Source organism: Plantactinospora sp. B6F1 (assembly GCF_040120695.1).
GTDB lineage: Bacteria > Actinomycetota > Actinomycetes > Mycobacteriales > Micromonosporaceae > Plantactinospora.
Window position 1 is genome coordinate 346,368 of record NZ_JBEEAC010000004.1, and the last position, 24,255, is coordinate 370,622.

Below are 24,255 nucleotides of genomic sequence, written 5' to 3' on the forward strand. Positions count from 1 at the left end.
TGGATGCCGGGCGCGACCTGCGTGCGGCCGGGGCGGTGCGCCGACGTGAGGCGGGTCGCCCCGGCCGATCGGCGCTGGGTGCGTGCCACCATCAGCACTCCGCCGGGCCGGCCGACGATAGGAGTGCTGGCGATGGCACGAGGTGGGACGGGCGCGCGGCGACTGCTGCTGACGGGCCTGCTGGCCCTGCTCACGACCGTCGGCTCGGGCGCGGTGGCCGGTGCGGCGCAGTCGCCGACCGCCGAGCCGGCCAGGGTGACCGGTGCGGCGCGGCCGCCGGCCGTCGGTGTGTCGACGGCGGCTGCCCGATCTGCGGCCGGCGGAGCGAACGGCGTCCGGAGCGCCGCCGCCGACTGCCCGGTGGGGGAGAACCCGAAGCGACAGCTCCGAGGAGCCTGGATCGCCTCCGTCTCCAACATCAACTGGCCGTCCCGAGCCGGGCTCACCGCCGCCGCGCAGCAGGCCGAGCTGCGCAACCTGCTCGACCAGGCCGCCGCCCTGCGGCTCAACGCGGTGTTCCTGCAGATCCGACCGGCCGCTGACGCGTTCTGGCCGTCGCCGTACGAGCCGTGGTCGCAGTATCTGACCGGGAGCCAGGGCGGGAATCCCGGCTACGACCCGCTGGCCTTCGCGGTCGCCGAGGCACACGCCCGCAACCTGGAACTGCACGGCTGGTTCAACCCGTACCGGGTGAGCACCCAGGGCGATCCGACGAGGCTGGCCGCCGGACATCCGGCCCGAACCAACCCGAGTTGGGTGGAGCGTTACGACGGCAAGCTCTACTACAACCCTGGCGTGCCGGCCGCCCGGCGGCACACCGTCAACGCGATCATGGACGCGGTGACCCGGTACGACCTGGACGGGGTGCACTTCGACGACTACTTCTACCCGTACCCGGTGAGCGGGCAGACCTTCCCCGACGCCGCCGAGTACGCCGCGTACGGGGCGGGCCGGTCGCTCGCCGACTGGCGGCGGTCCAACGTCGACACCCTGGTGCAGGAGGTGGGTACCCGGATCCGGCAGGTCAAGCCGCACGTCAGGTACGGCATCTCGCCGTTCGGTATCTGGCGCAACGCCGGGACCGATCCGCTCGGCTCGGCCACCACCGGCCTGCAGTCCTACGACGCCATCTACGCCGACAGTCGCAGGTGGGTGAAGCAGGGCTGGATCGACTACGTGGCACCGCAGCTCTACTGGACGATCGGCTTCGCCGCCGCCGACTACGACGTTCTGGTGCCCTGGTGGTCCGAGGTCGTCGCCGGCACCGACGTGCAGCTCTACGTCGGGCAGGCGGCGTACCGGATCGGGGAGTGGGGTGATCCGGAGGAGATGCCGGACCATCTGGTACGCAACCGGAGCCACCGGGTCTCCGGCGACATCTACTATTCGATCGAGCAACTGCTGGCGAACCCGCTGGGCTTCACCGACCGGCTGCGGACCGACTTCTACCGCTATCCGGCGCTGGTGCCGGTGAACACCCGGCTCGGTGGGACGGCGCCCGGCCCGGTCCGGTCACCGGCCGCCCGTCGGGTCGGCACCGGGGTGGAGCTGACCTGGTCGGCCCCGTCCGGCGGCACGGCGCCGGCCTACTACGCGATCTACCGCGCCGACGCCGCCGGCTGCGGAATCGACGCTCCGCGTAACCTGCTCCGGCTCCAGCGAGCCGGTTCCGGCACCCAGCGCTTCACCGACAACGCCCCGCCCCCGGTCGGCGACCCGGCCTACCTGATCACCGCCGTCTCCCGCCTGCACCACGAGAGCCAGCCCGCCGCCGCCGGAACCTCCGCGCCGGTCGGCTGACGCTGGTCGCCTGCTGTAGTGGCCTCAGGGAGGCCGTGAGGCCACTACAGCACTCAAGCGGCGGTGTCACCGAAGAAGCACGGTGTCACCCGGCCGCGCGATCGTCACGCCTTGACCATGTCGTCCAGCAGGAGGGCGCAGCGGATCAGGCCGAGGTGGCTGTAGGCCTGCGGGTGGTTGCCCAGGCCGCGCTCGGAGATCGGGTCGTACTGCTCGGGGAGCAGCCCGGTCGGACCCGCCGTGTCCACCATCTGGCTGAACAGCTCCTCGGCGTCGGAGCGTCGACCGGTACGCAGGTACGCCTCGATCAGCCAGGCGGTGCAGATGTGGAAACCGCCCTCCCGGCCCGGCAGCCCGTCGTCCCACCGGTAGCGGTAGACGACCGGGCCGCTGCGCAGGTCTGCCTCGACCTTGAGCACGGTGGCCAGGAACCGGGGGTCGTCGTCGGGGAGCAGGCCGGACAGGCCGATCCAGAGTGAGGAGGCGTCCATCTCCTCGTCCCCGTACGCCACCGTGTAGGCACCTGCCCCGGCGTGCCAACCGAACTCCAGCACGTTGTGCCCGATCCGGTCGCGCAGTTCGACCCACTCCTGCCGGTCGCCGTCGCCGTGCCGCCGCACCACGTGCAGCGCCCGGTCCACCGTCATCCAGCACATCACCTTGGAGTAGACGTGGTGCCGGGGAGGCAGCCGGGCCTCCCAGAGCCCGTGGTCGGGTTCGTGCCAGCGCCGGGCGACCGCCTCGACCATGTTCTCCAGCACCCGCCACTCGGTGTCGTGCACCGCGCCGCGCAGGTCGGCGACGGCGGCCAGCAGGTCGGCGATCGGCCCGAAGACGTCGAGCTGGAGCTGGTGGTTGGCGAGGTTGCCGACCCGGACCGGCCGGGAGCCGGCGTACCCGGGCAGGGTGTCGATGACCGCCTCGGCGCCCAGCTCGTAGCCGTCCACCGTGTAGAGCGGGTGCAGCCGCTCCGGGTGCCCGCCGGTGCGCTCGACGCAGCCGTCGACCCAGCGTAGGAAGCCCTCGGCCTCGTTCAGCGAGCCGAGGTCGACAAGCGCCCGGGCGGTCATCGCGGCGTCCCGGAGCCAGCAGTACCGGTAGTCCCAGTTGCGTACCCCGCCCAGTTCCTCGGGGAGCGAGGTGGTCGCGGCGGCCAGGATGGAGCCGCTGGCCTCGTGCACCAGGCCGCGCAGGGTCAGCGCGCTGCGCCCGACCAGGTCCCGGGCCGAGGTGGGGAGCCGCAGTCCGGCGACCCAGTCCCGCCATGGCTGCTCGGCCATCGCCTGCCGCTCGTGCACCGGCACCCGGTGGTGGTCCAGGTTGTGCGAGCCGAACCGCAGCTCGCAGCTGATCGAGCCGCCGGCGGCGGCCAGATCGACCACGGCCCGGGCGGTCTCGTAGCCGCCGTCGCTCGCGATCTCCCACTCGACCCCGGGGGAGTAGAGCGCGATCGGCTCGTTGGAGCCGAGCACCAGGAGTCCGTCGCCGAGCGGCTGGAGCTGGACGGCGACCTGGCCGAACTCGGGGCGGGGGGCGAACTCCAACCGGGCCCGGCCGGCGCCGGTGAGCACCCGGACCAGGGTCGAGTCGCCACTGATCACGGCCGATCCGGCCGGCACGCCGCCGGTGGACGGCCGGTCCAGCCAGTCGGTGACGGTCAGCCCGGACCAGCGGGTCTCCACCGTCATGGTGCCCGTCCGGTAGCGCTGGCCGAGCGGCAGGCCGCCGCGTTCCGGCGCGACGCTGAAGTAGCCGGCCGGGTTGCCGCCGACCAGGTCGGCGAAGATCGCCGGGGAGTCGGGCTTGGGGTGGCAGAGCCAGGTCAGGCTCGCCTCCGGGGTGACGAGTGCGACGGTACGCCCGTTGGCCAGCATCGAGTGCCGCTCGATCGGTACGGCGCGCTCGCCGAAGAGCCAGTTGCGGCGTACCTCCAGCAGCAGCCCGAGCACCCGGGCGGCGTCGACCGGCTCGTCGATCCGGTACGCGGCCCGGGTCTCGCCCGGACCGATCTTGATGCCGACGTCCGGCCCCTGCAGCTTGGCGAAGGCGTTCTCGTCGGTGACGTCGTCGCCGAGGAACAGCGCCGCGCTCGCCGAGAGCTGGGTACGGAGCTGTTCGAGCGCGGTGCCCTTGTCGGTGGGAATCACCGACAGCTCGATCACCTCCTTGCCCCGGGTCACGGTGACGTCGGCCCAGATGGCGGGGCCGGCGTCCACCGCCGCGACGACCTCGGCGGCCACCTCGGGGTCGGCGCCCCGGGTGTGTACCGCGATGCTGGCCGGCTTGGTCTCCAGGCGTACCCGGGCCCTGCCGGCGACGATCTGGCGCAGCTCGTTGCGGAGCCGGGTGCGTACCTCGATCAGCTCGGGGGAGAGCCGCTCGACGAAACCGATATCGAACTCGGAGCCGTGGCTCCCGACCAGATGCACCTCGCTGGGTAGCCGGGAGAGGGTGGCCAGGTCACGCAGGGCCCGCCCGGAGACCACGGCGACGGTGGTCTGCGGCAGCGCGGCCAGCGCGCGTACGGCGGCGACCGACTCGGGCAGCGGCACGGCCTTGGTCGGGTCCTCCACGATCGGCGCGAGCGTGCCGTCGTAGTCGCAGGCGACCAGGAGCTGTGGTACCCGGGCGATCCGGCCGATCGCGGACCGCAGTTCGGGGTCGATCACGTCGAGGGTGCGGGGACCCCCGTCGAGCAGGGAGCCGGACTTCACTCGTCCTCCGTCTCGGGTACGCCCAACTCGTTGAGGAAGGAACGGGCCCAGTGCCCGACGTCGTGGGTACGCAGGTGGCGCTGCATGATGCGCATGCGGCGCCGGGCCTCGACCTTGTCGACGTGGACCGCGCGCAGCAGCGCGTCCTTGACACCGTCCGGGTCGTGCGGGTTACAGAGGAATGCCTGGCGCAGCTCGGTGGCGGCGCCGGCAAACTCACTGAGCACGAGGGCGCCGCCCGAGTCGGCGCGCGTTGCTACGTACTCCTTGGCCACCAGATTCATTCCGTCTCGCAGCGGGGTCACCATCATCACGTCGGCCGCGCAGTAGAGCGCGGCCAGTTCACTGCGACTGTACGACTGATGGAGGTAATGGACTGCCGGTACACCGACACGGCCGAATTCGCCATTAATTCGACCAACTTCACGTTCCACCTTGACCCGGAGTGCCTGGTAGTGCTCCACCCGTTCCCGACTTGGCGTAGCAACTTGCACCATAACCGCGTCGGGAACTGTCAACTTTCCGTCAGACAGCAACTCGCGGAACGCCTTGAGCCGAAGTTCGATCCCCTTGGTGTAGTCGAGCCGGTCCACCCCGAGGATCACCGTCTTCGGGTCGCCCAGCTCGGTACGGATCTGCTTCGCCCGGGCCTGCACCGTCGGGTCGACGGCCATCCGCTCCATCTCGGCGACGTCGATCGAGATGGGGAAGGCGCCCGCCTTGACCTGCCGGCCGTCCACCTGGATCATCTGGCCCTGGTAGCGGAGGCCGAGCAGGTGCCGGGCCAGCCGGACGAAGTTCTGCGCCGCCAGCCGCTGCTGGAAGCCGACCAGGTCGGCGCCGAGCAGCCCGCGCAGCACCTCGGCGCGCAGCGGCATCTGCATGAAGAGTTCGATGGGCGGGAACGGAATGTGCAGGAAGAAGCCGATCCGCAGGTCGGGCCGGAGTTCGCGGAGCATCGCCGGCACCAGTTGGAGCTGGTAGTCCTGCACCCAGACCGTCGCGCCCTCGGCGGCCACCTCGGCGGCGGCCTCGGCGAACCGGGCGTTCACCAGCCGGTACGCCTCGCGCCAGCGCCGCTTGTAGGCCGGAGTCTCCACCGCGTCGTGGTAGAGCGGCCAGATCGTGGCGTTGGACTGGCCCTCGTAGTAGCGTTCGAGCTCCTCCGCGCTCAGCGGCACCGGGTGCAGCCGGATCCCCTCCAGGTCGAACGGCTCCGGCGCGGCGCCGACCCCGCCGGCCCAGCCGACCCAGGTGCCCTGGTGCTGGGCGAGCACCGGATGCAGGGCGGTGACCAGTCCTCCCGGGCTGCGACGCCACTGGCGTCCCTCGGGTGTGGTCACCTCGTCGACCGGCAGGCGATTCGCAACGACCACGAACGAGCTACGTACGGTCACAATCAGTGCACCTCCGGTGATGACGGCTGGTCCACCGCTGAGCGTACTGAGCGTAGCTGCGGTGCCTAACCCCCAGTGCCACAGTTACTGCCCAACGAGACGGGGTGGAGAAACACAAGGTGATCATGGCCACCCGCTCCGCCGGCCCGGCGCAGCCGCCAACGGCGGCTCCGGCGGCGGCTCGGGCGCAGCCTTGACGGCGGCTCCGGCGGCTGCGCCGGGGCAGCCTTCGGCGGCTGCGGTGAGGGCTGCGGTGGGGCTGCGGTCGGGCCCGGCGGAGGGTGATGTGGGCGGGCCGGGCCGGACCTGTCAGGATTGAGGATGGCGCTCTCCGCCGCACCGCGTGGCCGGCGTGACCCGACACCGCGGTCCACAGCAAGCCCGACGTCGTGCTCGGTCGAAAACACGGCAGCCGGGGACATCACATCCGTGGGAGGTAGGCCGCACCGTGGCCCAGTACATCTACGTCCTGGAGAAGGCGCGCAAGGCGCACGGCGACAAGGTCGTGCTGGACAACGTGACGCTGAGCTTCCTGCCGGGGGCCAAGATCGGTGTGGTCGGTCCCAACGGCGCCGGCAAGTCCAGCCTGCTCAAGATCATGGCGGGCCTGGACCGGCCGAGCAACGGCGAGGCCCGGCTGATGCCCGGCTACACCGTCGGGCTGCTCGCCCAGGAGCCGCCGCTGAACGACGCGAAGACCGTGCTCGGCAACATCGAGGAGGCGGTGGCGGAGACCAAGGCCAAGCTGGAGCGGTTCAACAAGATCGCCGAGCAGATGGCCACCGACTACTCCGACGAGCTGATGGCCGAGATGGGGCAGCTCCAGGAGGAGCTGGACCACGCCGACGCCTGGGACATCGACTCCAAGCTCGAACTGGCGATGGACGCGCTGCGCTGTCCGCCGCCGGACGCCGAGGTCACCCAGCTCTCCGGTGGCGAGCGGCGCCGGGTCGCGCTCTGCAAGCTGCTGCTGGAGGCGCCCGACCTGCTGCTGCTGGACGAGCCGACCAACCACCTGGACGCGGAGAGCGTGCAGTGGTTGGAGCAGCACCTCGCCAAGTACGCCGGCACGGTCATGGCGATCACGCACGACCGGTACTTCCTCGACAACGTCGCCGGCTGGATCCTCGAACTCGACCGGGGCCGGGCCGTCGGCTACGAGGGCAACTACTCCACCTACCTGGAGAAGAAGGCGGCCCGGCTGGCCGTCGAGGGCCGCCGCGACGCCAAGATGAAGAAGCGGCTGAGCGAGGAACTGGAGTGGGTCCGGTCCAACGCCAAGGCCCGGCAGACCAAGTCCAGGGCCCGGCTGGACCGCTACGAGGAGATGGCGAACGAGGCCGAGAAGACCCGGAAGCTGGACTTCGAGGAGATCCAGATCCCGCCGGGCCCTCGGCTGGGCAACACCGTGATCGAGGTGCAGGGGCTGCGCAAGGCGTTCGGCGAGCGGGTGCTGATCGACGATCTGAGCTTCTCGCTGCCCCGCAACGGCATCGTCGGCATCATCGGCCCGAACGGCGTCGGCAAGACCACCCTGTTCAAGACGATCGTCGGGCTGGAACAGCCGACGGCCGGCTCGGTCAAGATCGGTGACACGGTCAAGCTGTCGTACGTCGACCAGAACCGGGAGGGGCTGGCCGGCGACAAGACCGTCTGGGAGGTCGTCTCGGACGGGCTGGACCACCTGATGGTGGGCAAGGTCGAGATGCCGTCCCGGGCGTACGTGGCGGCCTTCGGGTTCAAGGGTCCGGACCAGCAGAAGCCGACCAAGGTGCTCTCCGGCGGCGAGCGCAACCGGCTCAACCTGGCACTGACCCTCAAGATCGGTGGCAACGTCATCCTGCTCGACGAGCCCACCAACGACCTCGACGTGGAGACCCTCTCCTCGCTGGAGAACGCGCTGCTGGAGTTCCCCGGCTGCGCCGTGGTCATCTCGCACGACCGGATGTTCCTGGACCGGGTGGCGACGCACATCCTGGCCTGGGAGGGCGACGACGAGGACCCGTCGAAGTGGTTCTGGTTCGAGGGCAACTTCGAGGCGTACGAGAAGAACAAGATCGACCGGCTCGGCGCGGAGGCGGCCCGACCGCACCGGGTCACCTACCGCAAGCTCACCCGTGACTAGTCCGGTGCGGGCCCGGCCGGAACAGGCGGCGCAGGTGGACGGGCGGCGGTTCGGCTACGACTGCGCACTGCGCTGGTCCGACCTTGACGCGTACGGGCACGTCAACAACGCCCGCTTCCTCACCCTGTACGAGGAGGCCCGGGTGGCGCTGATGTTCGCCGGCGGTCGCGCCTGGGGCGTGGGCTCGTTCGCCGACGGCGTGGTGATCTACCGGCACGAGATCGACTACCTGCGTCCGGTCGGGTACACGCTCGACCGGGCCGCCGCCGAGTGCGCCCCGACGGTACACATCGAGATGTGGGTCGAGGATCTGCGGCAGTCCCGGTTCACCATCGCCTACGAGCTGTTCGACGGTCCGGTGCTGGCCAGCCGGGCCCGGTCGGTGCTGGTGCCGTTCGACCTCGACCAGCAGCGGCCGCGCCGGCTGACCGACTCCGAACAGGAGTTCCTGCGGCGGTACCTGATCGAGCCGGAGACCCGGGACAAGCCAGCGTAGGGAGCGAGTCGGTGCCGGCGGTGGAGAACGCTTCGGATGGTGCGGCAGTGGCGGCCGGGAACGGACACGGGCTCTCCGGCCTGCCGGACGCCGGTGCCTTTCTGGCCCGGTTGACCCGGCTCGACCCGGGTGCGGTGGTCCGGCTCCGGTCCGGGTCGCCCGGCGGGGCGGCCGGTGGTCCGGACCGGACAGTGCTCTGGGCACGGCTGCCCTGGGACGTGCTGGTCGGCCGGGTGGTCGCCGGGGCCGGTCCCGGCGACGCCACGGTCTCCGCCGCCGAGCTGCTGGCCGAACTCGGCCGCGGTGGTGCGGCGCTGCCCCGACGCCGGGACGCCGACTGGCGCTGGCCGGTGCCGGGTGGGCCCGGAACGGTGGTGGAGACGATCGCCGGTGCCGAACTGCGCCGGATCGCGGTCGCGGCCGCGCAGACCCTGCGCGGGGCCGCCGCCGAGGGCGTCGCCGGGCGGGCGGTGGGTCAGCGCGCGGTCCGGGACGCCCTGCTCGACCATGTCGCGGTGGTGGTGACCGGACCGCCGTCGACCACCGATCCGATGCCCGCCCCCGGCGCCGTTCCGGCTTCCGGCCCAACCGGCGCCGATCCGGTGCCGGTACCCGGCACCGTCGGTGCCGGTCCGGCTTCCGGCGGCGGCCGGATCGAGATCTCTCAACGGCTCGTCCAGGCCATCGTCCGGATGGGCTTTCTCGGCTCCTCCGGCTCCGCCGGGCAGGACGCCGTACAGGTCCGGATCATGGGACGTTGGGTTGGCTTGGCCGCACCATTCGGAGTGGCATGGTCACAGAAAGTCAGTCAGCTTGCGATAAAACCGGCGCGTGATCACCCGAACGGCTGATGAGGCATGGTCCATCCGTCCTGGGGCTGTAGTTGGGGGGGTGCTTCAAGCCGGCTGTACGGGTACCGTCGGGCCTCGGATCCAACGCAACGTAGGCACGTGGATCCGCTGGGGAGTGAGGTGCGCAAGCGATGCCGTGGTGGTCATGGCGCCCCGGCCACGCCGGTGGCGGCGAGCCGGAAACTCGAAGCAGGATCCCGTCGGACGGCGCAGTCCGAGTCGGGCCGCCAGCCCCCCGGGAGCCGGAACACGACTCCCGACCGGAACCCGATGCCCGGCCGGGGGACCGGGCTTCGATCAGGGAGATCCCCCCGGTGATCGCGCCGGTGACGCTACGCCGGGTCGGTGACGCGCTGGACCTGCTCGACGTGCGCTACCTCGCCGACGGCGACGGCAGCCTGCTGGCCATGTGGGAGCGGCACGCCGTGCTGTTCGCCCTGGAGGGGCCGGACGACGAGATCCTCGTGATGCGGGCCCGTCCACACTCCACCGTGCCGCCGGACTGGGCCGACCGGGCCTACCGGGTGGTCAACGAGTGGAACCACACCCGCCGGTTCTGTAAGGCGTACGTCGGTGACCCCACCGAGCGCGGCCAACTGCCGATCTACGCCGAGTTGCAGGTGCCGTTGAGCGCCGGCGCGCACGATGCCCTGCTCGTCGAGATGCTGGACTGCGGCGCCGCGGTGGCGACCACCTTCGTCGACTGGCTGCACGACGAGGGCGCGCTGCTCTAGGCGCGACCGGCTGCCGGGGCCGACGCTCAGTGCGCAGCCCCCGGCGTCTCGTCCATTGTGTTGACCATGAAGTAGGCGGCCCGTTCGAGGTACTGCCACAGGGTCGCGTCCTGCTCCGGCGACAACTCCAGCCGGTCCATCGCCCGCCGCATGTGTCGCAGCCAGGCGTCCCGCTCGACCGGCCCGACCCGGTACGGCGCGTGCCGCATCCGCAGCCGGGGGTGCCCCCGCTGCGCGGAGTAGGTGTTCGGGCCACCCCAGTACTGGATCAGGAAGAGCCTCAGTCGATCCGCCGCCGGGCCGAGGTCCTCCTCCGGGTACATCGGCCGGAGCACCGGGTCGGTGGCGACACCCGCGTAGAACTCGTCGACCAGTCGCCGGAAGGCGGGCTCGCCACCGATCTCCTCGTAGAAGGTCGGTGACGGGCGGGTCTGCTCTCGCTCACCTGCGGGATTCACCGCTCCATCCTGCCATCCGGTTCGGCGATCGACCGCAGCCGGAGCCGTCCCCCGGGTGCGGGGTGCCTCACACCGTGCCGACCGCCGCCCTGGCGCGGGGCACAGACGGCCCCGAGCTGCCCGCCTCCGCCTCGGACGGCCCCGAGAGGCCCAGAAGATGCCCGCTGCGCCTCAGACAGCCCCGATGCCCGCCTCCGAGGAGGGCGGCCGGGGATTGGGCGGGGACGTACGCCCCGGCCGGGCCGGGGCCGACTCGGCCGCGGCCTCCCGCTCGGCGGAACGGCGCTGGGCCGCCGCGATCGCCGCGTCGAACCGCTCGGACCGCGGCCAGTGCAGTGCCAGCAGCAGCATCAGCAGCACTCCGGCGGCGCTCCACAGCCCCACCACCCCGGGAATGGTGAACCGCTCGGCCAGCAGGCCGGTGGCGAGCACCGCGACGCCCTGCACCACCTGTACGCCGGTGTTCATCACGCCGTTGGCCCGGGCCCGGTAGCCGTGCGGCAGAGCGAGCACGAACAGTCCGTTCGTCACCGGCAGCAGCCCGGCGACCGCGAAGCCCGAGACCGCGGCCAGCAGCGCGACCACCGCCGGCGGTGGGTTGAGGAGCGCGGGCACCAGGGCCAGCGGGGCGAGTACCGCGAACGGTCGCACCAGGGCGCGGCGCAGGTCCGGCCGGACGGCCCGGCCGACCAGCAGGCCACCGACGATGAAACCGGCCGGTGCGGCGACCATGATCAGCGCCTGGGTGGCGCTCCGCTCGGCGCCCGTGCCCGCGAACTCGGTGGCCCAGGCCGCGGCCAACCCCTCCGGGACGATCGCGAAGAGCATCGCGCAGAACACCATGATCGCGATGGCCCGCAGCACCGGGGTGCCGAATACCAGGGCGAACCCGGCGCCGGTCTCCCGGAGCAGGTGTCGCCGGCCGTGCTCGGGCGGCACGGCGGGCCGGTGCCGGACGCCGAACCAGAGGATCGACGCGGAGACCCCGAACGCGGCGGCGTTGAGGAGCAGGGCCAGGGCCGGACTGTAGAGCGCGATGCCGGCCCCGACGGCATAGCCGAGGACCTGTGCCGCCTGGCTCGCGCTGCCGTGCAGGGAGAGCGCGACGACCAGCCGGTCTCCGGTGAGCAGGAGCGGGAGCATCGCGGACCGGGCCGCCTGGCTGGGCGGATTTGCCAGGGTCGCCGCGAAGAGCAGGGCCAGGATCACCGGCGTGTCCAGCCCGTCGATCGCGATGGCCGCGTACAGCGGCAGCCGGATCAGGTCGCAGATCACCATGACGGTCCGGTACGGGTACCGGTCGGCGAGGGTGGTCAGCAGTGGGCCACCGACCAGCCACGGCAGGTAACTGGTGGCGAAGGCGGCCGCGGAGAGGGCGACGGACTGGCTCTGCTGGTAGACCAGCAGCGTGACGGCGGCCTTGGCGAGATAGTCCCCGGTCCAGGTCAGTACGGTGGCCGCGAAGACCGCCCGGTATTCACGCTGGGCGAACACTTCCCGAAAGGTTGCCTGCCGCTCAGGAGTGTGTGTCTCTTCGGACACCGGTGGGCCTCCATCGTTCTCGACCGCTGACCAAATGTGATGGGGCTGCCGGGAACGTTAGACGTTCGGATCAGCAAGGTCTTCATTACGCTCCGGGAGGGAGCTAGTTCTGGATTCTGCCCGATCGTATGACGACTGGCTAGGGTAAACGGATAGATCGTCGCATCTCCGACTGGTCGAACGGACGATACCGGACCGCCCACACGGTACGCGACCCCTGACAGCCGGCTCTCTGGCCGGACCATCCGGTACGCCCACGGCACCGTCCGGCGTAGGTGGCCCAGCACCGTTCCGGGTAGCCGGCCCGGCTGTGCCGGCCTAGCCGGCCGGGTTGTGCCGCTGGCGGGTCAGGTCGCTCCACCCTGGCCGGTCTCGCCGTCGCCCGGCGGGGTCGACGGCCGGGGGAACATCCTGGTCGCCGCGATGCCGGCGGTGATGCCCGAGTTCTCCAACGCCTCGGCCAGCCGGCGGCGCAGTTCCCGGGCGATTGCGAACTGCCCCTCGGCGGTCGTCTTGGCGACCGTCCGGATCACCGAGCCGTCCACGGTGATCTGCTCGACCCCGACGACCTCGGGCGGCTCCACCAGCTCCGGTGCGAAGTCCGGGTCGACCGCGACCGAGGCGGCGGCGGTCCGCAGTACCGCCGTGGCCTCCTCGGTACGGGCGAAGCCGATCGGCATGTCCACCACGACCATCGCCCAGCCCTGGCTCTTGTTGCCGACCCGGATGATCTCGCCGTTGCGGATGTACCAGACGACTCCTCGGGCGTCCCGGACGGTGGTGATCCGCAGACCGACCGCCTCGACCACCCCGGTCGCCTCGCCGAGGTCCACCGTGTCCCCGACCCCGTACTGGTCCTCCAGCAGCATGAAGAGCCCGCTCAGCAGATCCTTGACCAGCGTCTGGGCGCCGAAGCCGAGGGCCAGGCCGGCGATGCCGGCACTGGCCAGCAACGGGGCCAGGTCGAAGCTGAGTTCGCTGAGGATCTGTAGCGCGGCGATCGCGAAGACCACCGCGGTGGTCGCGCTGCGCAGTACCGAGCCGATCGCCTCGGCCCGCTGCCGGCGCCGTTCGGGTACGACGGCCTGTGGGTCCCCCGCGGCACTGGGCGTACGCTCCCGCAGCGGCCGGAGCACCGTCGGGATCCGGCTCTCCGAGGTGCTTCGTACCAGCCGGTTGATGGTCCGGTGCAGCAGGAACCGCAGCAGGACCGCCACCAGCAGGATCAGCAGGATCGTGGCCGGCTTGATCAGGAAGAGGTTGCTCCCCTCGGCGAACCACGCCGACCTGGTCACCCGGTAGACCTGATCGCAGAGCGGGTTGTCCAGGCAGCTCGGCGTGGGGTCCGGCGTCCCGGGGGCCGGCGTCTCGGCCAGCGGCATTCCGAGCACGGCGGCGGTGATCAGCGTCGCGGGGTTCACGAGTGCCTTCGTACCGTACCGGCGTCCGCCCGTCTCGGCCGACCCGCCGGCCGGTGGCCGACGGCGCTCGCGTCGTGGGGCGCGCCCGCGCCGACATCCGGCGGGGTGGGGGACGGAACCGGTCATCCTGCCACGGGACGTGAAAGCTTTCTGCGGGACCCCGGATTAGTGCGTGCAATCGCGCCAGCTATCGGGGACTATTGGCGCACGGACGCCGGTGATCTGCCGGCGTCGGCCGTGGTCATGGCGGCCGGTCGTCGCGTACTGCTCGGCCGGTCACCGGGGCGGGGCCGGCACCGGGCGGGCGAGGGAGCGGACCGGAAACAACCGAGAGGGTGAGCGCGATGCCTGACATACGACCCACGGCGGGCTCCGGAGCGTTGGTGCTCAATGCGACCTATGAGCCGCTGTGTGTCGTTTCAGTGCGTCGAGCCGCCATTCTGGTTCTCTCCGCCAAAGCCGTCTGCGTGGCAGACGGGGACGGGATCCTGCACAGTGCCCGCAACTCCCTGCCGGTGCCGTCGGTCGTCCGGCTGACCCGGTTCGTCCGGGTGCCGTACCGGACCCACGTCGGGCTCTCCCGCCGGGCGATCTTCGCCCGTGACAACTGGCGCTGTGTCTACTGCCGAGGCCCGGCCGAGACCATCGACCACGTCTTCCCGCGCAGCCGGGGCGGCCGGCACGCCTGGGAGAACGTCGTCGCGGCCTGCGCCCGGTGCAACCACACCAAGGGTGACAAGACCCCGGCCGAGCTGGGCTGGCGGCTACACTCGCTGCCGACCGCGCCGAAGGGCATCGCGTGGCGGGTGCTGGGGCACCGGGCACCGGACCCACGCTGGGCGGACTGGCTGGACCTGTGCGAGGCCGAGGCGGCCTGAGAGCGCCCGTCCCCGGTCACGCCCCGGCGGGCGGAGACTCAGGTGTGCCGGGCCGAGACCAGGGACGCGAACACGACGACATTGTCGGAGTATCCGGTGGAGCCGCCGACCCAGCGACCGCCGCAGGTGATCAGCCGGAGTGACGGCCGGCTGAAGTCGCCGTAGACCTGGTCCACCGGCAGATCGGACTTGTTGAACCGCCTGACGGAGTTGACCTCGAAGACCGCCACCGACCGGTCCTCCCGATCGATCTCGATCTTGGCGCCGGGGCGCAGCCCGGCCAGGTCGTGGAAGACGGCCGGTCCGGTCCGGGTGTCGACGTGGCCGACGATCACCGACGGCCCGTACTGACCCGGGGTCGGGCTCTGGCGGTACCAGCCGGCCTCCTCCCGGCGGTCCGACGCCGGCACCTCGATGGTGCCGTCCGGTGCCACCCCGACCGGGTGCACCGGCGCGGTCAGATCGAGCGACCGGATGCCGATCTCCACCGGCGGGCTCGACTCCAGCACCGGAAACTTGCGGGGCGGTGCCGGGGCGCCGAACGGCAGCCCGCTGGGCAGCAGGACCATCCCGGTGACGCTCTGCACCCCGAAGAGGGTGACAAGCAGGCCCAGCAGCAGGGTGATCACGGGTACCGGGCCGGGCCGGCGGGCCCAGCGGCGTCGGCCCACCCACCGGGGCGACCGGGGCGGCGCGGTGTCCAGGGTGCCGGGCGGGGTGCCGTCGACCGGATCCGGGCTGGTGATGCTCGCCGCGGTGGCCTGCCGGGCGAGCCGGGCCGTGCGGTGTCGCCACCGCGCGGTACGCGCCCACCAACGGCCGGTCCGGCCCCGCCACGTGCCGTCGCCCGTGGAGAAGCGGAACATGCCGGCCCGCGGGTCAACTACCCGGTTCGGTACGCCGCCGCCGGCCGGCCACCCCGAACCCGAGCGCCAGCACGACGATGCCGAGACCACCGGCGATCATCAGCGTCCCGCCCGGTCCGCCCGCCGTACCGCCACCGCCGGTGGCCGGTCCCTGGCTGCCCTGACTCATGTTCACCACGGTCAGCGTGGTGGTGGCGTTGTTGCCGTTCTGCTCGCAGGCCAGGTTTACCGCGTACGCCCCGGGGGCCTTGCTGCCCGGGATCGTCACCGACCCGGTCAGGAAGCCGTTGTCGGGGCGCACGATCACCCGGCCGAACGCGTCCGAGTGCACCGTGGCCTGCTGGTTGTTCGCGCCGTCGCAACTCGCCCGGATGTTGACCCGGGTACCCGCCTGGGCGGTGTTCGGGGTGACCTCGACGAACGTGTTCGGTCCGGCCCGTACCGCGCTCACGTTTCCGAACAGTGGCCCGGGAACCAGGGTGGCGACGGTGACGCCGGCGGCGATCGTACGGCCGACGACCTTGGCAGTGAGCATGACTTCCCTCCCCGGCGGTGCAACCCCTCGGCCGGGCACCCGTCGCGTCGGGCGCGGGTCGGGTGCGCGGCCACCGTCCCGGGACGTCTTCCCACCGACCGGGCGCACACACGCTCCCGGGCGGCTGAGAACAGACGGTCGCCCTGGTCAACCTCCTGACGCGGGCGGAACCGGGAGTACCGGGTGCCAGTCCAGCGGACTGGAGAGCACCATCGTGCTCGACGGCTGGCCGTACGGGGCGAGACGGTCGATCACCCGCTCGAACGTCTCGATCGACTCGGCCGCCACCTTGAGCATCGAGCAGGCGTCCCCGGTGATCCGGTGTATCTCCAGGATCTCCGGCCAGTCCGGCACCTCCGGGTCCCGGAGGATGCATCGGGCTCCGTAACAGGACATCCGGATCATCGCGACCACGTTCCGGCCGGCCCGGGCCAGGTCGACGTGTGCGTGGTACCCGGTCACCACACCGGATTCCTCCAGCCGGCGGACCCGTTCGGCGACGGCCGGTGGCGAGAGGTGGACCCGGCGGGAGAGTTCGCTGAAGGAGAGCCGGGCATCCGCCTGGAGTTCCCGCAGCAGTGCCCAGTCCATCTCGTCCATCATCGTCTGCTCACTCTCGCCTGACCTGACCCCGTACTCCGGATCGACCTTTCAAACGTTAAGCCAATCCGCCGGCCAACCACACAAGCGCTGGACTTGAGCCCCTACCGCCGTTGGTCCGGCATTCCGTCCGCGGCGTCGGCGGCGAGATCATGACGGTAGCGGGCCACGGAACGCAGTGCGGGCCAACTCGAACCCGGCAGCGGGCCACGAAGAATCCGGCAGCGGGCCACGAACCCGGCAGCGGGCACGGAACGGAGGCGACGGTGGAGAGCATCCAGCGGCAGCGGCGACCTGGTCGACCCCGGGTACGTCCGGTGAACGCGGCGCAGCGGGCGGCCCGGGCGGCGGCGAACGGCGGCGAGCCGACCCTGGAACCGGTCGGACGTACGCCGTACGACGAGTACGTGCACGCCAGTACGCTGCATCGCCTCCAGCAGCCGCTGAGCCGGGATCCCGGCGAGATGTCGTTCCTGATGGTCAGCCAGATCATGGAGCTGTACTTCGGGCTGACCTGCTTCGAGTTGCGCGAGGCGCGGCAGCGGCTGCGCGCCGACGACCTGTGGGGCGCGCTCGCCCCGCTGCACCGGGCCGCCCTGCACCTGGAGGGGCTGAACGCGGCCTGGCGGGGACTGCGCTGGATGACCCCCGCCGACTTCAACCGGTTCCGCAACCTGCTCGGCGAGGGCTCCGGGTTCCAGTCCGCGATGTACCGGCAGCTGGAGTTCCTGCTCGGGTTGAAGTCCGCCAGCATGGTCCGGCCGTTCCATCGGCAGCCGAAGGTCCACGCGGAACTTGTCGAGACGCTCCGAGCGCCGAGTGTCTGGGACGAGGTGGCCGCCCTGCTGGCCCGCCGGGGCTTCGACCTGCCGGCCGCGCTGTCGCATCGGGACTTCTCCGCCGAGGCCGAGCCGAGCGCCGAGCTGACCGCCGCCTGGGTGGAGATCTACGCCGACACCGGCCCGGACAACCACCTGCGGCAGCTGGGCGAGACGCTGGTGGAGATCGCCGAACAGTTCGACGACTGGCGGCACCAGCACCTGAAGGCGGTACGCCGAACCATGGGTGCCAAGGTCGGTACCGGCGGGTCGGCGGGCGCGGCCTGGCTGCGCCGGAGCATGGCCCGGGAGGTCTTCCCCGAGCTGTGGGCTGCCCGGACGGAGATGTAGTGCCGGCGGCTACCGTTCCGTTCCGAGGGCGAGCGAACGAGGACCCGAGGGCGAGTGAACGAGGTCTGAGGGCGAGCGAACGAGGACCCGAGGGCGGGCGACAGAGGCCCCGAGGGCGGGCGACAGAGGAGTTGACGAGCGGATGACCACCCCGGAGCAGGAGGAGGCGGCCCGGCGCCGCGACGAGGCCGACCCGGGTCACCGGCACCTCTTCCACGTCCCTCCGGCCGAGGGCGGCCGGTACGCCGAGGCCGCCTACCTGGTCGGCAACTCGCTCGGGCTGCAACCCCGGGCCGCCCGCGCCGACCTGGAGGCCGAGCTGGAGACCTGGGCCCGGCTCGGCGTCTCCGGCCACTTCGCCGGCGACCGGCCCTGGGTGCCGTCGTACCGCGCGCTCACCGGGCCGAGCGCGTCGCTGGTCGGCGCGCTGCCGGCCGAGACCGTGGTGATGAACTCGCTCACGGTCAACCTGCACCTGCTGATGGTCTCCTTCTACCGGCCGGAGGCCGGCCGGGACCGGATCCTGATCGAGGACGGCGCCTTCCCGTCCGACAGCTACGCGGTGCGCAGCCAGGCCCGGCACCACGGGCTGGACCCGGACGAGACCGTCGTCCGGCTGCGCCCCCGCCCCGGCGAGGAGAACCTGCGTACCGAGGACGTGGTCGACCACCTCGACCGCGAGGGGCACCGGGTCGCGCTGGTGCTGCTCGGCGGGGTCAACTACCTGACCGGGGAGCTGATGGACATCCCGGAGATCACCCGGGCCGGGCACCGGGCCGGCGCCCTGGTCGGCTGGGACCTCGCGCACGCGGTCGGCAACGTGCCGCTGGCGCTGCACGACTGGGACGTGGACTTCGCCGCCTGGTGCACCTACAAGTACCTGAACTCGGGGCCGGGGGCGCTGGCCGGGGCATTCGTGCATGAGCGGCACCTCGGCGACCCGGCGATGGACCGGTTCGAGGGCTGGTGGGGCACTGACGAGGCGACCCGGTTCGAGATGGCCCCGGTCTCCAGGCCGCCGGCCACCGTGGAGGCGTGGCTGATCTCCAATCCGCCGGTGCTGGCGATGGCGCCGATGCGCAGCGCCCTGGCCATCTTCGAACAGGTCGGGATGCCCGCGCTGCGGGCCCGCAGCGAGCGGTTGACCGGCTACCTCGAAGGACTGCTCGACCAGATCACTCCCGGGCGGCCGCTTGCCGTGCTCACCCCGCGCGAGCCGGCCCGGCGCGGCTGCCAGCTCTCCGTCCGGATCGGCCGGGGCGGGGCCGCCGCGCTGACCGGGCGGCTGTCCCGGGAGTACGGGGTGCTCGTCGACGACCGGGAGCCGGACGTGATCCGGCTGGCCCCGGTCCCGCTGTACTCGACGTACCACGACTGCTGGCGGGCGGCCGAGGCGCTGGCCCGGCTCGTCGACGAGGCATGATCCGGACCGCCGACCGGGCGTCCCCGCCAGGGCCTCGGGGCGGGCGGGCGCCGGCCGGTTACGGCCGGGATCGGCACCCCGAGATCTGCTGGGTGGCGGTTTCCGATACCGTGAACGACGACCGGATCGGTCAGGTGGACGCTTTCGTCACCCACTCCGACCGGGCACGATGATCCCGTTTTCGCCTGGGGGCGTTGAGGTTGTCTGTTTCCGACACGTTGCTGGTCTTCGTTGGCATCCCGGCCGCCGCGATACTTCTGATCACGGTGTTGGCCGGGGCCGGCCGGAGCGGCCGGCACGCCCGGCGTTACCGCCCGGGGCGGCCCTTCGAGTTCACGCCGGTCTGGTTCCTCTCCTCGCCCGAGCACCTGACCGAGTCCGCCCGGGCCGCGCTGCCGGCCGGTGTGGAGACCCGGGCGTTGACCAGCGGGGAGATCGAGACCATCGGCGCGCCGAAGCGCGCCGGCGTGACAGGGGGCGCAAGTGACCGCTGGTAAGAGCGTGTCGACGGCCGAGCGGCCCGGGGCCGGGGACGGGCCGGCGGGCAGCACCGCCCGGCCGAACGTGCTCGACGGGCCGTTCACCACCCGCCAGCTCCTCCGGATCGACGAGGCGCTGCGGATCGCCGACGAGTCCACCGGGCTGGTCTTCACCGTCTACGTCGGTCCGCTGACCGAGCCGGTACGCGAGGATGCGCAGCGGCTGCACCTGGAGCTGGTAGAGCCGGCCCGCGCCGTACTGCTCGCGCTCTCGCCGAACCAGCGGGTGCTGGAGATCGTCACCGGGGCCGAGGCACGCAAGCGGATCCCGGACCGGGACGCCAAGCTCGCCGCGCTCTCCATGGTGGCCGCCTTCGGCGGCGGCGACCTCGCCGGCGGCATTGTCAGCGGCCTGGACCAGCTCGCCAGCCGGGCCCGCAGCTCCGCCTGACGCCGCAGCCGTCCGGCCCGCCCTTCGCCCGCCCCCGGGGCGTCCGCCGGGGGTCGGCATCGACGCGCGGGCCCGGCTGGACGCCGACGACGTCCGGGCCGGCTCGGCGGCCGGTCAGGCCAACCAGGTGCCGGGCGCGACCCGTACCGGGAACGGCAGCTCGACCAGTTCGGTGCCGGTCGGCGGGACGGAGCGGTGCAGCTCGTAATGGCCGGCGGGCGCGCGCAGGTAGAGGTGGGCGACCGGGCCCCGCTCGGTCCGTTCGATCCGCCAGTACGACTCGATGCCGGCCTCGGCGTACAGGCCCAGCTTGGTGAACCGGTCGTGCCGGCGGCTGCTCGGCGACTCCACCTCGACCACCAGCGCCACGTCCTCCGGATCAGCCCACATCGCGTCCTGCGGGGCGTTCGGCCGCAGCACCGTGATGTCCGGAATCGCGTTGCCCCCCGGTACCCGTAGACCGATCTCCCGGATCACCCGCCACTTCGGTGGGATGGCGGCGCGTAGGGCAGCGCGGATTTCGTCGGCCAGCTCGTGATGCTGGAAGTCGGCCGGAGGGGTCACGTGGAGGCTCCCGTCGATGATCTCGTAGCGGTGCCCGTCCGCGGGCAGGGTGCGCAGATCGTCCTCGGTCCACCCCTGCTCGGGCGGATGCCACTCGTAGCGCGGTTGGGCCATCGAATCCACCTCCATCGGGAAGCCTAACGGCCCGGACCGGCCGGCCACCGCCCCGCACCGCCTGGTGCGGTCGGTTCGGCGGGCGGCCCGTCCGGCGGTGAGGTCAGGCCGGTGACGCCGCGTCCCTGGCCCGGGCCCCCAGCGCCCGCACCACGCCGTCCCGCCCCTCGGCGACCAGCCGGCGCAGCGGCGCCGGATGGCCCGGCTCGGCCAGCCAGGCATCGGTCAGCCGGACGGTCTCGTCGGTGATCTGGTACGCCGGATAGGCGAGCATGACGAACTCCTGCGCCGGCTCGCTGTCCCGGCTCTTCCATACCTGGCCGACGACCTGGAAGAACCGCTCGGCGTACGGGGCGGTCAGCTCGACCTGCGCCGGGTGCTGGAAGCCCTGCAGCAGCGCCCGGTGCCGCCAGTTCGGCAGTGCCTCGTCCCCGGTCAGGGTGCGCCACACCGCCTGCTTGTTCTCGGCGGTGGGCAGCAGCGCGTGGGCGAGCGCTGCCTCCCGCTCGCCGCTCGACGTCCGGTCCGCGGCCAGCTCGGCGTCGATGTCGGCCGGTCCCGCCGCGCCACCCGCGACCAGGGCACGCAGCACCGACCAGCGCAGTTCGGTGTCGACGGTCAGCCCGTCCGGCACCTCCGCACCGTCCAGCCAACCCCGGAGCACGGCCAACTCCTCGTCGCTGCGGGCCGCCGAGGTGTAGGTCCGGGCCCAGGTCAGTTGCAGGCCGCTACCCGGCTCGGCGGCGCGCACCGCGGTCGCCGCGGTACGGGCGAACCGCGCCCAGCCGGTCGGCGCCCACTCCGGCGTGGCGTACGAGGTGAGCGTGGCGGAGACCTGCCGCAGTGTCGCGGTGACCAGGTTGATGTCGGTCTCGGCGGGCAGCCCGGCCAGGGCCAGCGCCACGTAGTCCCGGGCGGCCAGTTCGGCGTCCCGGACCATGTCCCAGGCGGCGGCCCAGCACAGGCCACGGGCCAGCGAGGACTCGAACGCGGCGATGTGCCGCACCACCGTCGCCATCGACCGCTCGTCCAGCCGCAGCTTGGCATAGGTCAGGTCGTCGTCGTTGAGCAGCAGCACGTCCGGTGCCGCCACTCCGGTGAGCTGGGGCAGCTCGGTACGCTCGCCAGCGACGTCGACCTCGATCCGGTCCCGCCGGACCAGTCGGTCGCCCCGCAGGTCGTAGAGGCCGATCCCGATCCGGTGGGTACGCAGCGTCGGGTGCTCGTTCGCCGCCTCCTGCCGGACCACCACCGACTCGTACCTGCCGTCCGGGCCGATCGACACCTCCGGGCGGAGCGTGTTGACCTGCGAGGTCTCCAGCCACTCCGCGGCGAACTTGCGCAGTTCCCGCCCGGAGGCCGCCTCCAACTCGGTCAGCAGGTCGTCGAAGGTGGCGTTGCTCCAGGCGTACCTGCCGAAGTAGCTGCGCAGGCCCTCCAGGAACGGCGCCTCGCCGACGTACGCCACCAGCTGCTTGAGCACGCTGGCGCCCTTGGCGTACGTGATGCCGTCGAAGTTGACCTCGACGGCCTCCAGGTCCGGCATCTCGCAGTAGACCGGGTGGGTGGAGGAGAGCTGGTCCTGCCGGTAGCCCCAGTTCTTCCGGACGGAGAGGAAGGTCGTCCAGGCGTCGCCGAACCGGGTGGCGTTGGTGTTGGCCCAGTGGCTGGCCCACTCGGCGAACGACTCGTTCAGCCACAGGTCGTTCCACCAGCGCATGGTGACCAGGTTGCCGAACCACATGTGGGCCAGCTCGTGCAGGATCGTGTTGGCCCGCTGCTCGTACTCGAAGTCGGTCTCCTGGGAGCGGAACAGGTAGTGCGCCTCGGCGTGCGTGACACAGCCGAAGTTCTCCATCGCGCCGGCGTTGAAGTCCGGCACCCACACCTGGTCGTACTTGGGCAGCGGGTAACGGACGCCGAACTGCCGCTGGAAGAAGTCGAAGCCCTGGGTGGTGATCAGGTGCAGGTCCGTCGCGTCGAGGTACCGCGCCATGCTGGTCCGGCAGAAGTATCCGAGGTCGACGCCGTCGTGGGTGAACCGCACCTCGTGGTAGGGGCCGGCGCAGAGCGCGGTGATGTAGGTGCTCATCCGGACCGACTCGGCGAACCGGACCGTCTTGGTCTCCGCGTCCGCCGGCTCCTCGCCGCTCACCGGCATGTTGGAGACGACCCGCCAGTGTGCCGGCACGGTCGCGTGCCAGGTGAAGACGCTCTTCAGGTCCGGCTGGTCGAAGCAGGCGAAGACCCGCTGGGCGTCGGCGGTCTCGAACTGGCTGTAGAGATAGGTCTCGCCGTCCACCGGATCGACGCTGCGGTGCATCCCCTGCCCGCTGGAGGAGTAGAGGAAGTCGGCGTCGACGACCAGGGTGTTCTCGGCGGACAGGCCGGTCAGGATGAGCCCGTCCTCGGCCGACCACCCGGAGAGGTCGACCGGGGAGCCGTTCAGCGTCGCGGACCGTACCGAATCCGCCGCCACCTCGATGAAGGTGCTGGCGCCCGGCTCGGCGCACCGGAACCGGACCTCCGTCGTCGAGCGGAAGGTGCGGGCCTGGGCGCCCCGCCCCGCAGACGACAGGTCCAGGCGGATGTCATAGCCGGTGACGTCCAGTAGACGACCCCGCTCCGTCGCCTCGACCTGGGTCAGGTTGCGCACTCCTGGCACGTGAATCTCCATCCGGTCTGCCCGCTGACTGTCCCCGTCGACAGCGTCGAGCCATCCCCACGGCTCGACGTTGAGTGTTTCATGCCGGCGGAAACGCCACCGGTGCTCCAGGTCACGGTCTCATCCCGCTGTCGGCGGGGGGTCTGCGGGGTGAAGATCTGTAACGGTGTCGCCGATTCCGGCCTCCCAGACGACGAAGGGAGTCGCGCCGTGTCCGAGCGCGCGTCCGTTGACATGTTCTTCGACCCGATCTGCCCCTGGGCCTGGATCACCTCCCGCTGGCTGCTGGAGGTGGAGAAGGTCAGGCCGGTCGACATCCGGTTCCGGGTGATGAGCCTTTCGGCGCTCAACGAGGGCCGGGACGACCTTCCCGAGGAGTACCGGGAAGGGCTGAAGACCGCCTGGGGCCCGGTGCGGATCTGCATCGCGGTCGAGCAGCGGCACGGTGCCGAGGCGGTCGGCAGGCTCTACACCGCGCTCGGCAACCGGATCCACCTCGGTCGGGAGGACCGGGGACCGGAGCTGTACCGGGCGGCGCTGGCCGAGGTCGGGCTGGACCCGGCGCTGGCCGAGGCTGCCGACTCGACCGGGTACGACGAGGCGCTGCGGGCCAGCCACGACGCCGGGATGATGCCGGTCGGCCAGGACGTCGGCACACCGGTGATCCACGCTCCCGGCCCGGTGCCGGGCCAGACCGTCGCGTTCTTCGGTCCGGTGATCACGCCCGCCCCTCGGGGGGAGGCGGCCGGCCGGCTCTGGGACGGCGTACTCCTGGTCGCCGGCACCCCCGGTTTCTACGAGCTGAAGCGGACCCGTACCGAGGCGCCGAGCTTCGACTGAATCCTCTGCAACCCGGTGCACTGATCGCCCGGGGCGGGCGACCCGGCCGGTACGCCACCGGCCGGGTCGCCGCCCACGGGGTGGAAACCGCCGGGGTGTCCGTACGCCGGGTCCGGCACCGCCGGTAGCGTTC

21 protein-coding genes are annotated in these 24,255 nt (G+C 71.8%); 11 read left to right on the forward strand and 10 right to left on the reverse strand.

The genetic code is table 11. The annotated features are described in order from the left end of the window. The first annotated feature begins 132 nt into the window (after positions 1-132). The gene (locus ABNF97_RS09010; RefSeq protein ID WP_349338221.1) at positions 133-1,800 is read left to right on the forward strand and encodes a glycoside hydrolase family 10-like protein; all 1,668 of its coding nucleotides are present in this window, start codon (positions 133-135) and stop codon (positions 1,798-1,800) included. 104 nt (positions 1,801-1,904) lie between these two features. Here ABNF97_RS09010 and otsB read toward each other — a convergent pair whose 3' ends face one another. Together otsB and ABNF97_RS09020 are read right to left on the reverse strand one after the other, a co-directional pair. Then, positions 1,905-4,499, reverse strand: coding sequence for a trehalose-phosphatase (gene otsB, locus ABNF97_RS09015; RefSeq protein ID WP_349338247.1), 2,595 nt, complete (start codon positions 4,497-4,499; stop codon positions 1,905-1,907). 11 nt (positions 4,500-4,510) lie between these two features. After that, on the reverse strand, positions 4,511-5,911 hold the full coding sequence (locus ABNF97_RS09020) for a trehalose-6-phosphate synthase (protein ID WP_130462379.1): 1,401 nt from the start codon (positions 5,909-5,911) through the stop codon (positions 4,511-4,513). Positions 5,912-6,359: 448 nt separating this feature from the next. On the opposite strand from ABNF97_RS09020, the gene ettA reads away from it, so the two are divergent. The 4 genes from ettA to ABNF97_RS09040 all read left to right on the forward strand — a co-directional run bounded on the left by ettA (position 6,360) and on the right by ABNF97_RS09040 (position 10,117). Continuing rightward, positions 6,360-8,036, forward strand: coding sequence for an energy-dependent translational throttle protein EttA (gene ettA, locus ABNF97_RS09025; protein WP_130462380.1), 1,677 nt, complete (start codon positions 6,360-6,362; stop codon positions 8,034-8,036). A 34-nt stretch (positions 8,037-8,070) separates the two neighbouring features. Continuing rightward, positions 8,071-8,532 (forward strand): thioesterase family protein, encoded by a 462-nt coding sequence (locus ABNF97_RS09030; RefSeq protein WP_130465882.1) that lies wholly within the window; start codon positions 8,071-8,073, stop codon positions 8,530-8,532. A 47-nt stretch (positions 8,533-8,579) separates the two neighbouring features. Then, positions 8,580-9,383, forward strand: coding sequence for a DUF8185 domain-containing protein (locus ABNF97_RS09035; RefSeq protein ID WP_130462381.1), 804 nt, complete (start codon positions 8,580-8,582; stop codon positions 9,381-9,383). A gap of 131 nt (positions 9,384-9,514) precedes the next feature. Continuing rightward, positions 9,515-10,117, forward strand: a complete 603-nt coding sequence (locus ABNF97_RS09040; protein ID WP_130462382.1) for a YbjN domain-containing protein — start codon at positions 9,515-9,517, stop codon at positions 10,115-10,117. Between the two features lie 26 nt (positions 10,118-10,143). Here ABNF97_RS09040 and ABNF97_RS09045 read toward each other — a convergent pair whose 3' ends face one another. From ABNF97_RS09045 to ABNF97_RS09055, 3 genes are all read right to left on the reverse strand, one after another. Then, a complete protein-coding gene (locus ABNF97_RS09045) occupies positions 10,144-10,575 on the reverse strand; it encodes a globin domain-containing protein (RefSeq protein WP_130462383.1) in 432 nt (143 codons plus the stop codon). A gap of 171 nt (positions 10,576-10,746) precedes the next feature. Further along, positions 10,747-12,117 (reverse strand): MFS transporter, encoded by a 1,371-nt coding sequence (locus ABNF97_RS09050; protein WP_349338222.1) that lies wholly within the window; start codon positions 12,115-12,117, stop codon positions 10,747-10,749. 347 nt (positions 12,118-12,464) lie between these two features. Then, positions 12,465-13,499, reverse strand: coding sequence for a mechanosensitive ion channel domain-containing protein (locus tag ABNF97_RS09055; RefSeq protein WP_130465883.1), 1,035 nt, complete (start codon positions 13,497-13,499; stop codon positions 12,465-12,467). 383 nt (positions 13,500-13,882) lie between these two features. Between ABNF97_RS09055 and ABNF97_RS09060 the strand changes: the two genes are divergently transcribed. After that, complete coding sequence (locus tag ABNF97_RS09060; protein WP_130462385.1) at positions 13,883-14,416, forward strand: HNH endonuclease; 534 nt, start codon at positions 13,883-13,885, stop codon at positions 14,414-14,416. Between the two features lie 38 nt (positions 14,417-14,454). Here ABNF97_RS09060 and ABNF97_RS09065 read toward each other — a convergent pair whose 3' ends face one another. From ABNF97_RS09065 to ABNF97_RS09075, 3 genes are all read right to left on the reverse strand, one after another. Continuing rightward, positions 14,455-15,282, reverse strand: coding sequence for a class F sortase (locus tag ABNF97_RS09065; RefSeq protein ID WP_349338223.1), 828 nt, complete (start codon positions 15,280-15,282; stop codon positions 14,455-14,457). 13 nt (positions 15,283-15,295) lie between these two features. Beyond that, positions 15,296-15,817, reverse strand: coding sequence for a hypothetical protein (locus tag ABNF97_RS09070; RefSeq protein WP_349338224.1), 522 nt, complete (start codon positions 15,815-15,817; stop codon positions 15,296-15,298). A gap of 147 nt (positions 15,818-15,964) precedes the next feature. After that, positions 15,965-16,417: an AsnC family transcriptional regulator gene (locus ABNF97_RS09075; RefSeq protein ID WP_130465885.1), complete on the reverse strand. Its 453-nt coding sequence runs from the start codon at positions 16,415-16,417 to the stop codon at positions 15,965-15,967. 275 nt (positions 16,418-16,692) lie between these two features. On the opposite strand from ABNF97_RS09075, the gene ABNF97_RS09080 reads away from it, so the two are divergent. From ABNF97_RS09080 to ABNF97_RS09095, 4 genes are all read left to right on the forward strand, one after another. Next, on the forward strand, positions 16,693-17,586 hold the full coding sequence (locus tag ABNF97_RS09080; protein ID WP_349338248.1) for a tryptophan 2,3-dioxygenase: 894 nt from the start codon (positions 16,693-16,695) through the stop codon (positions 17,584-17,586). A 142-nt stretch (positions 17,587-17,728) separates the two neighbouring features. Next, positions 17,729-19,009 carry a kynureninase gene (kynU, locus tag ABNF97_RS09085; protein WP_130462388.1) on the forward strand — a complete coding sequence of 427 codons (1,281 nt, stop codon included), beginning with the start codon at positions 17,729-17,731 and terminating at the stop codon, positions 19,007-19,009. A 194-nt stretch (positions 19,010-19,203) separates the two neighbouring features. Further along, positions 19,204-19,506, forward strand: a complete 303-nt coding sequence (ctaJ, locus tag ABNF97_RS09090; RefSeq protein ID WP_502930467.1) for an aa3-type cytochrome oxidase subunit CtaJ — start codon at positions 19,204-19,206, stop codon at positions 19,504-19,506. Positions 19,507-19,510: 4 nt separating this feature from the next. Continuing rightward, positions 19,511-19,939: a DUF5130 family protein gene (locus tag ABNF97_RS09095; RefSeq protein ID WP_130465887.1), complete on the forward strand. Its 429-nt coding sequence runs from the start codon at positions 19,511-19,513 to the stop codon at positions 19,937-19,939. A gap of 114 nt (positions 19,940-20,053) precedes the next feature. On the opposite strand, the gene ABNF97_RS09100 is transcribed toward ABNF97_RS09095, so the two are convergent. Next, entirely contained in the window at positions 20,054-20,617 is a 564-nt protein-coding gene (locus tag ABNF97_RS09100) for a Uma2 family endonuclease (protein ID WP_349338225.1), read from the reverse strand. 103 nt (positions 20,618-20,720) lie between these two features. Next, the gene (gene pepN, locus ABNF97_RS09105; protein WP_349338250.1) at positions 20,721-23,273 is read right to left on the reverse strand and encodes an aminopeptidase N; all 2,553 of its coding nucleotides are present in this window, start codon (positions 23,271-23,273) and stop codon (positions 20,721-20,723) included. A 219-nt stretch (positions 23,274-23,492) separates the two neighbouring features. On the opposite strand from pepN, the gene ABNF97_RS09110 reads away from it, so the two are divergent. Beyond that, entirely contained in the window at positions 23,493-24,122 is a 630-nt protein-coding gene (locus ABNF97_RS09110) for a mycothiol-dependent nitroreductase Rv2466c family protein (RefSeq protein ID WP_349338226.1), read from the forward strand. Positions 24,123-24,255: the final 133 nt, after the last annotated feature.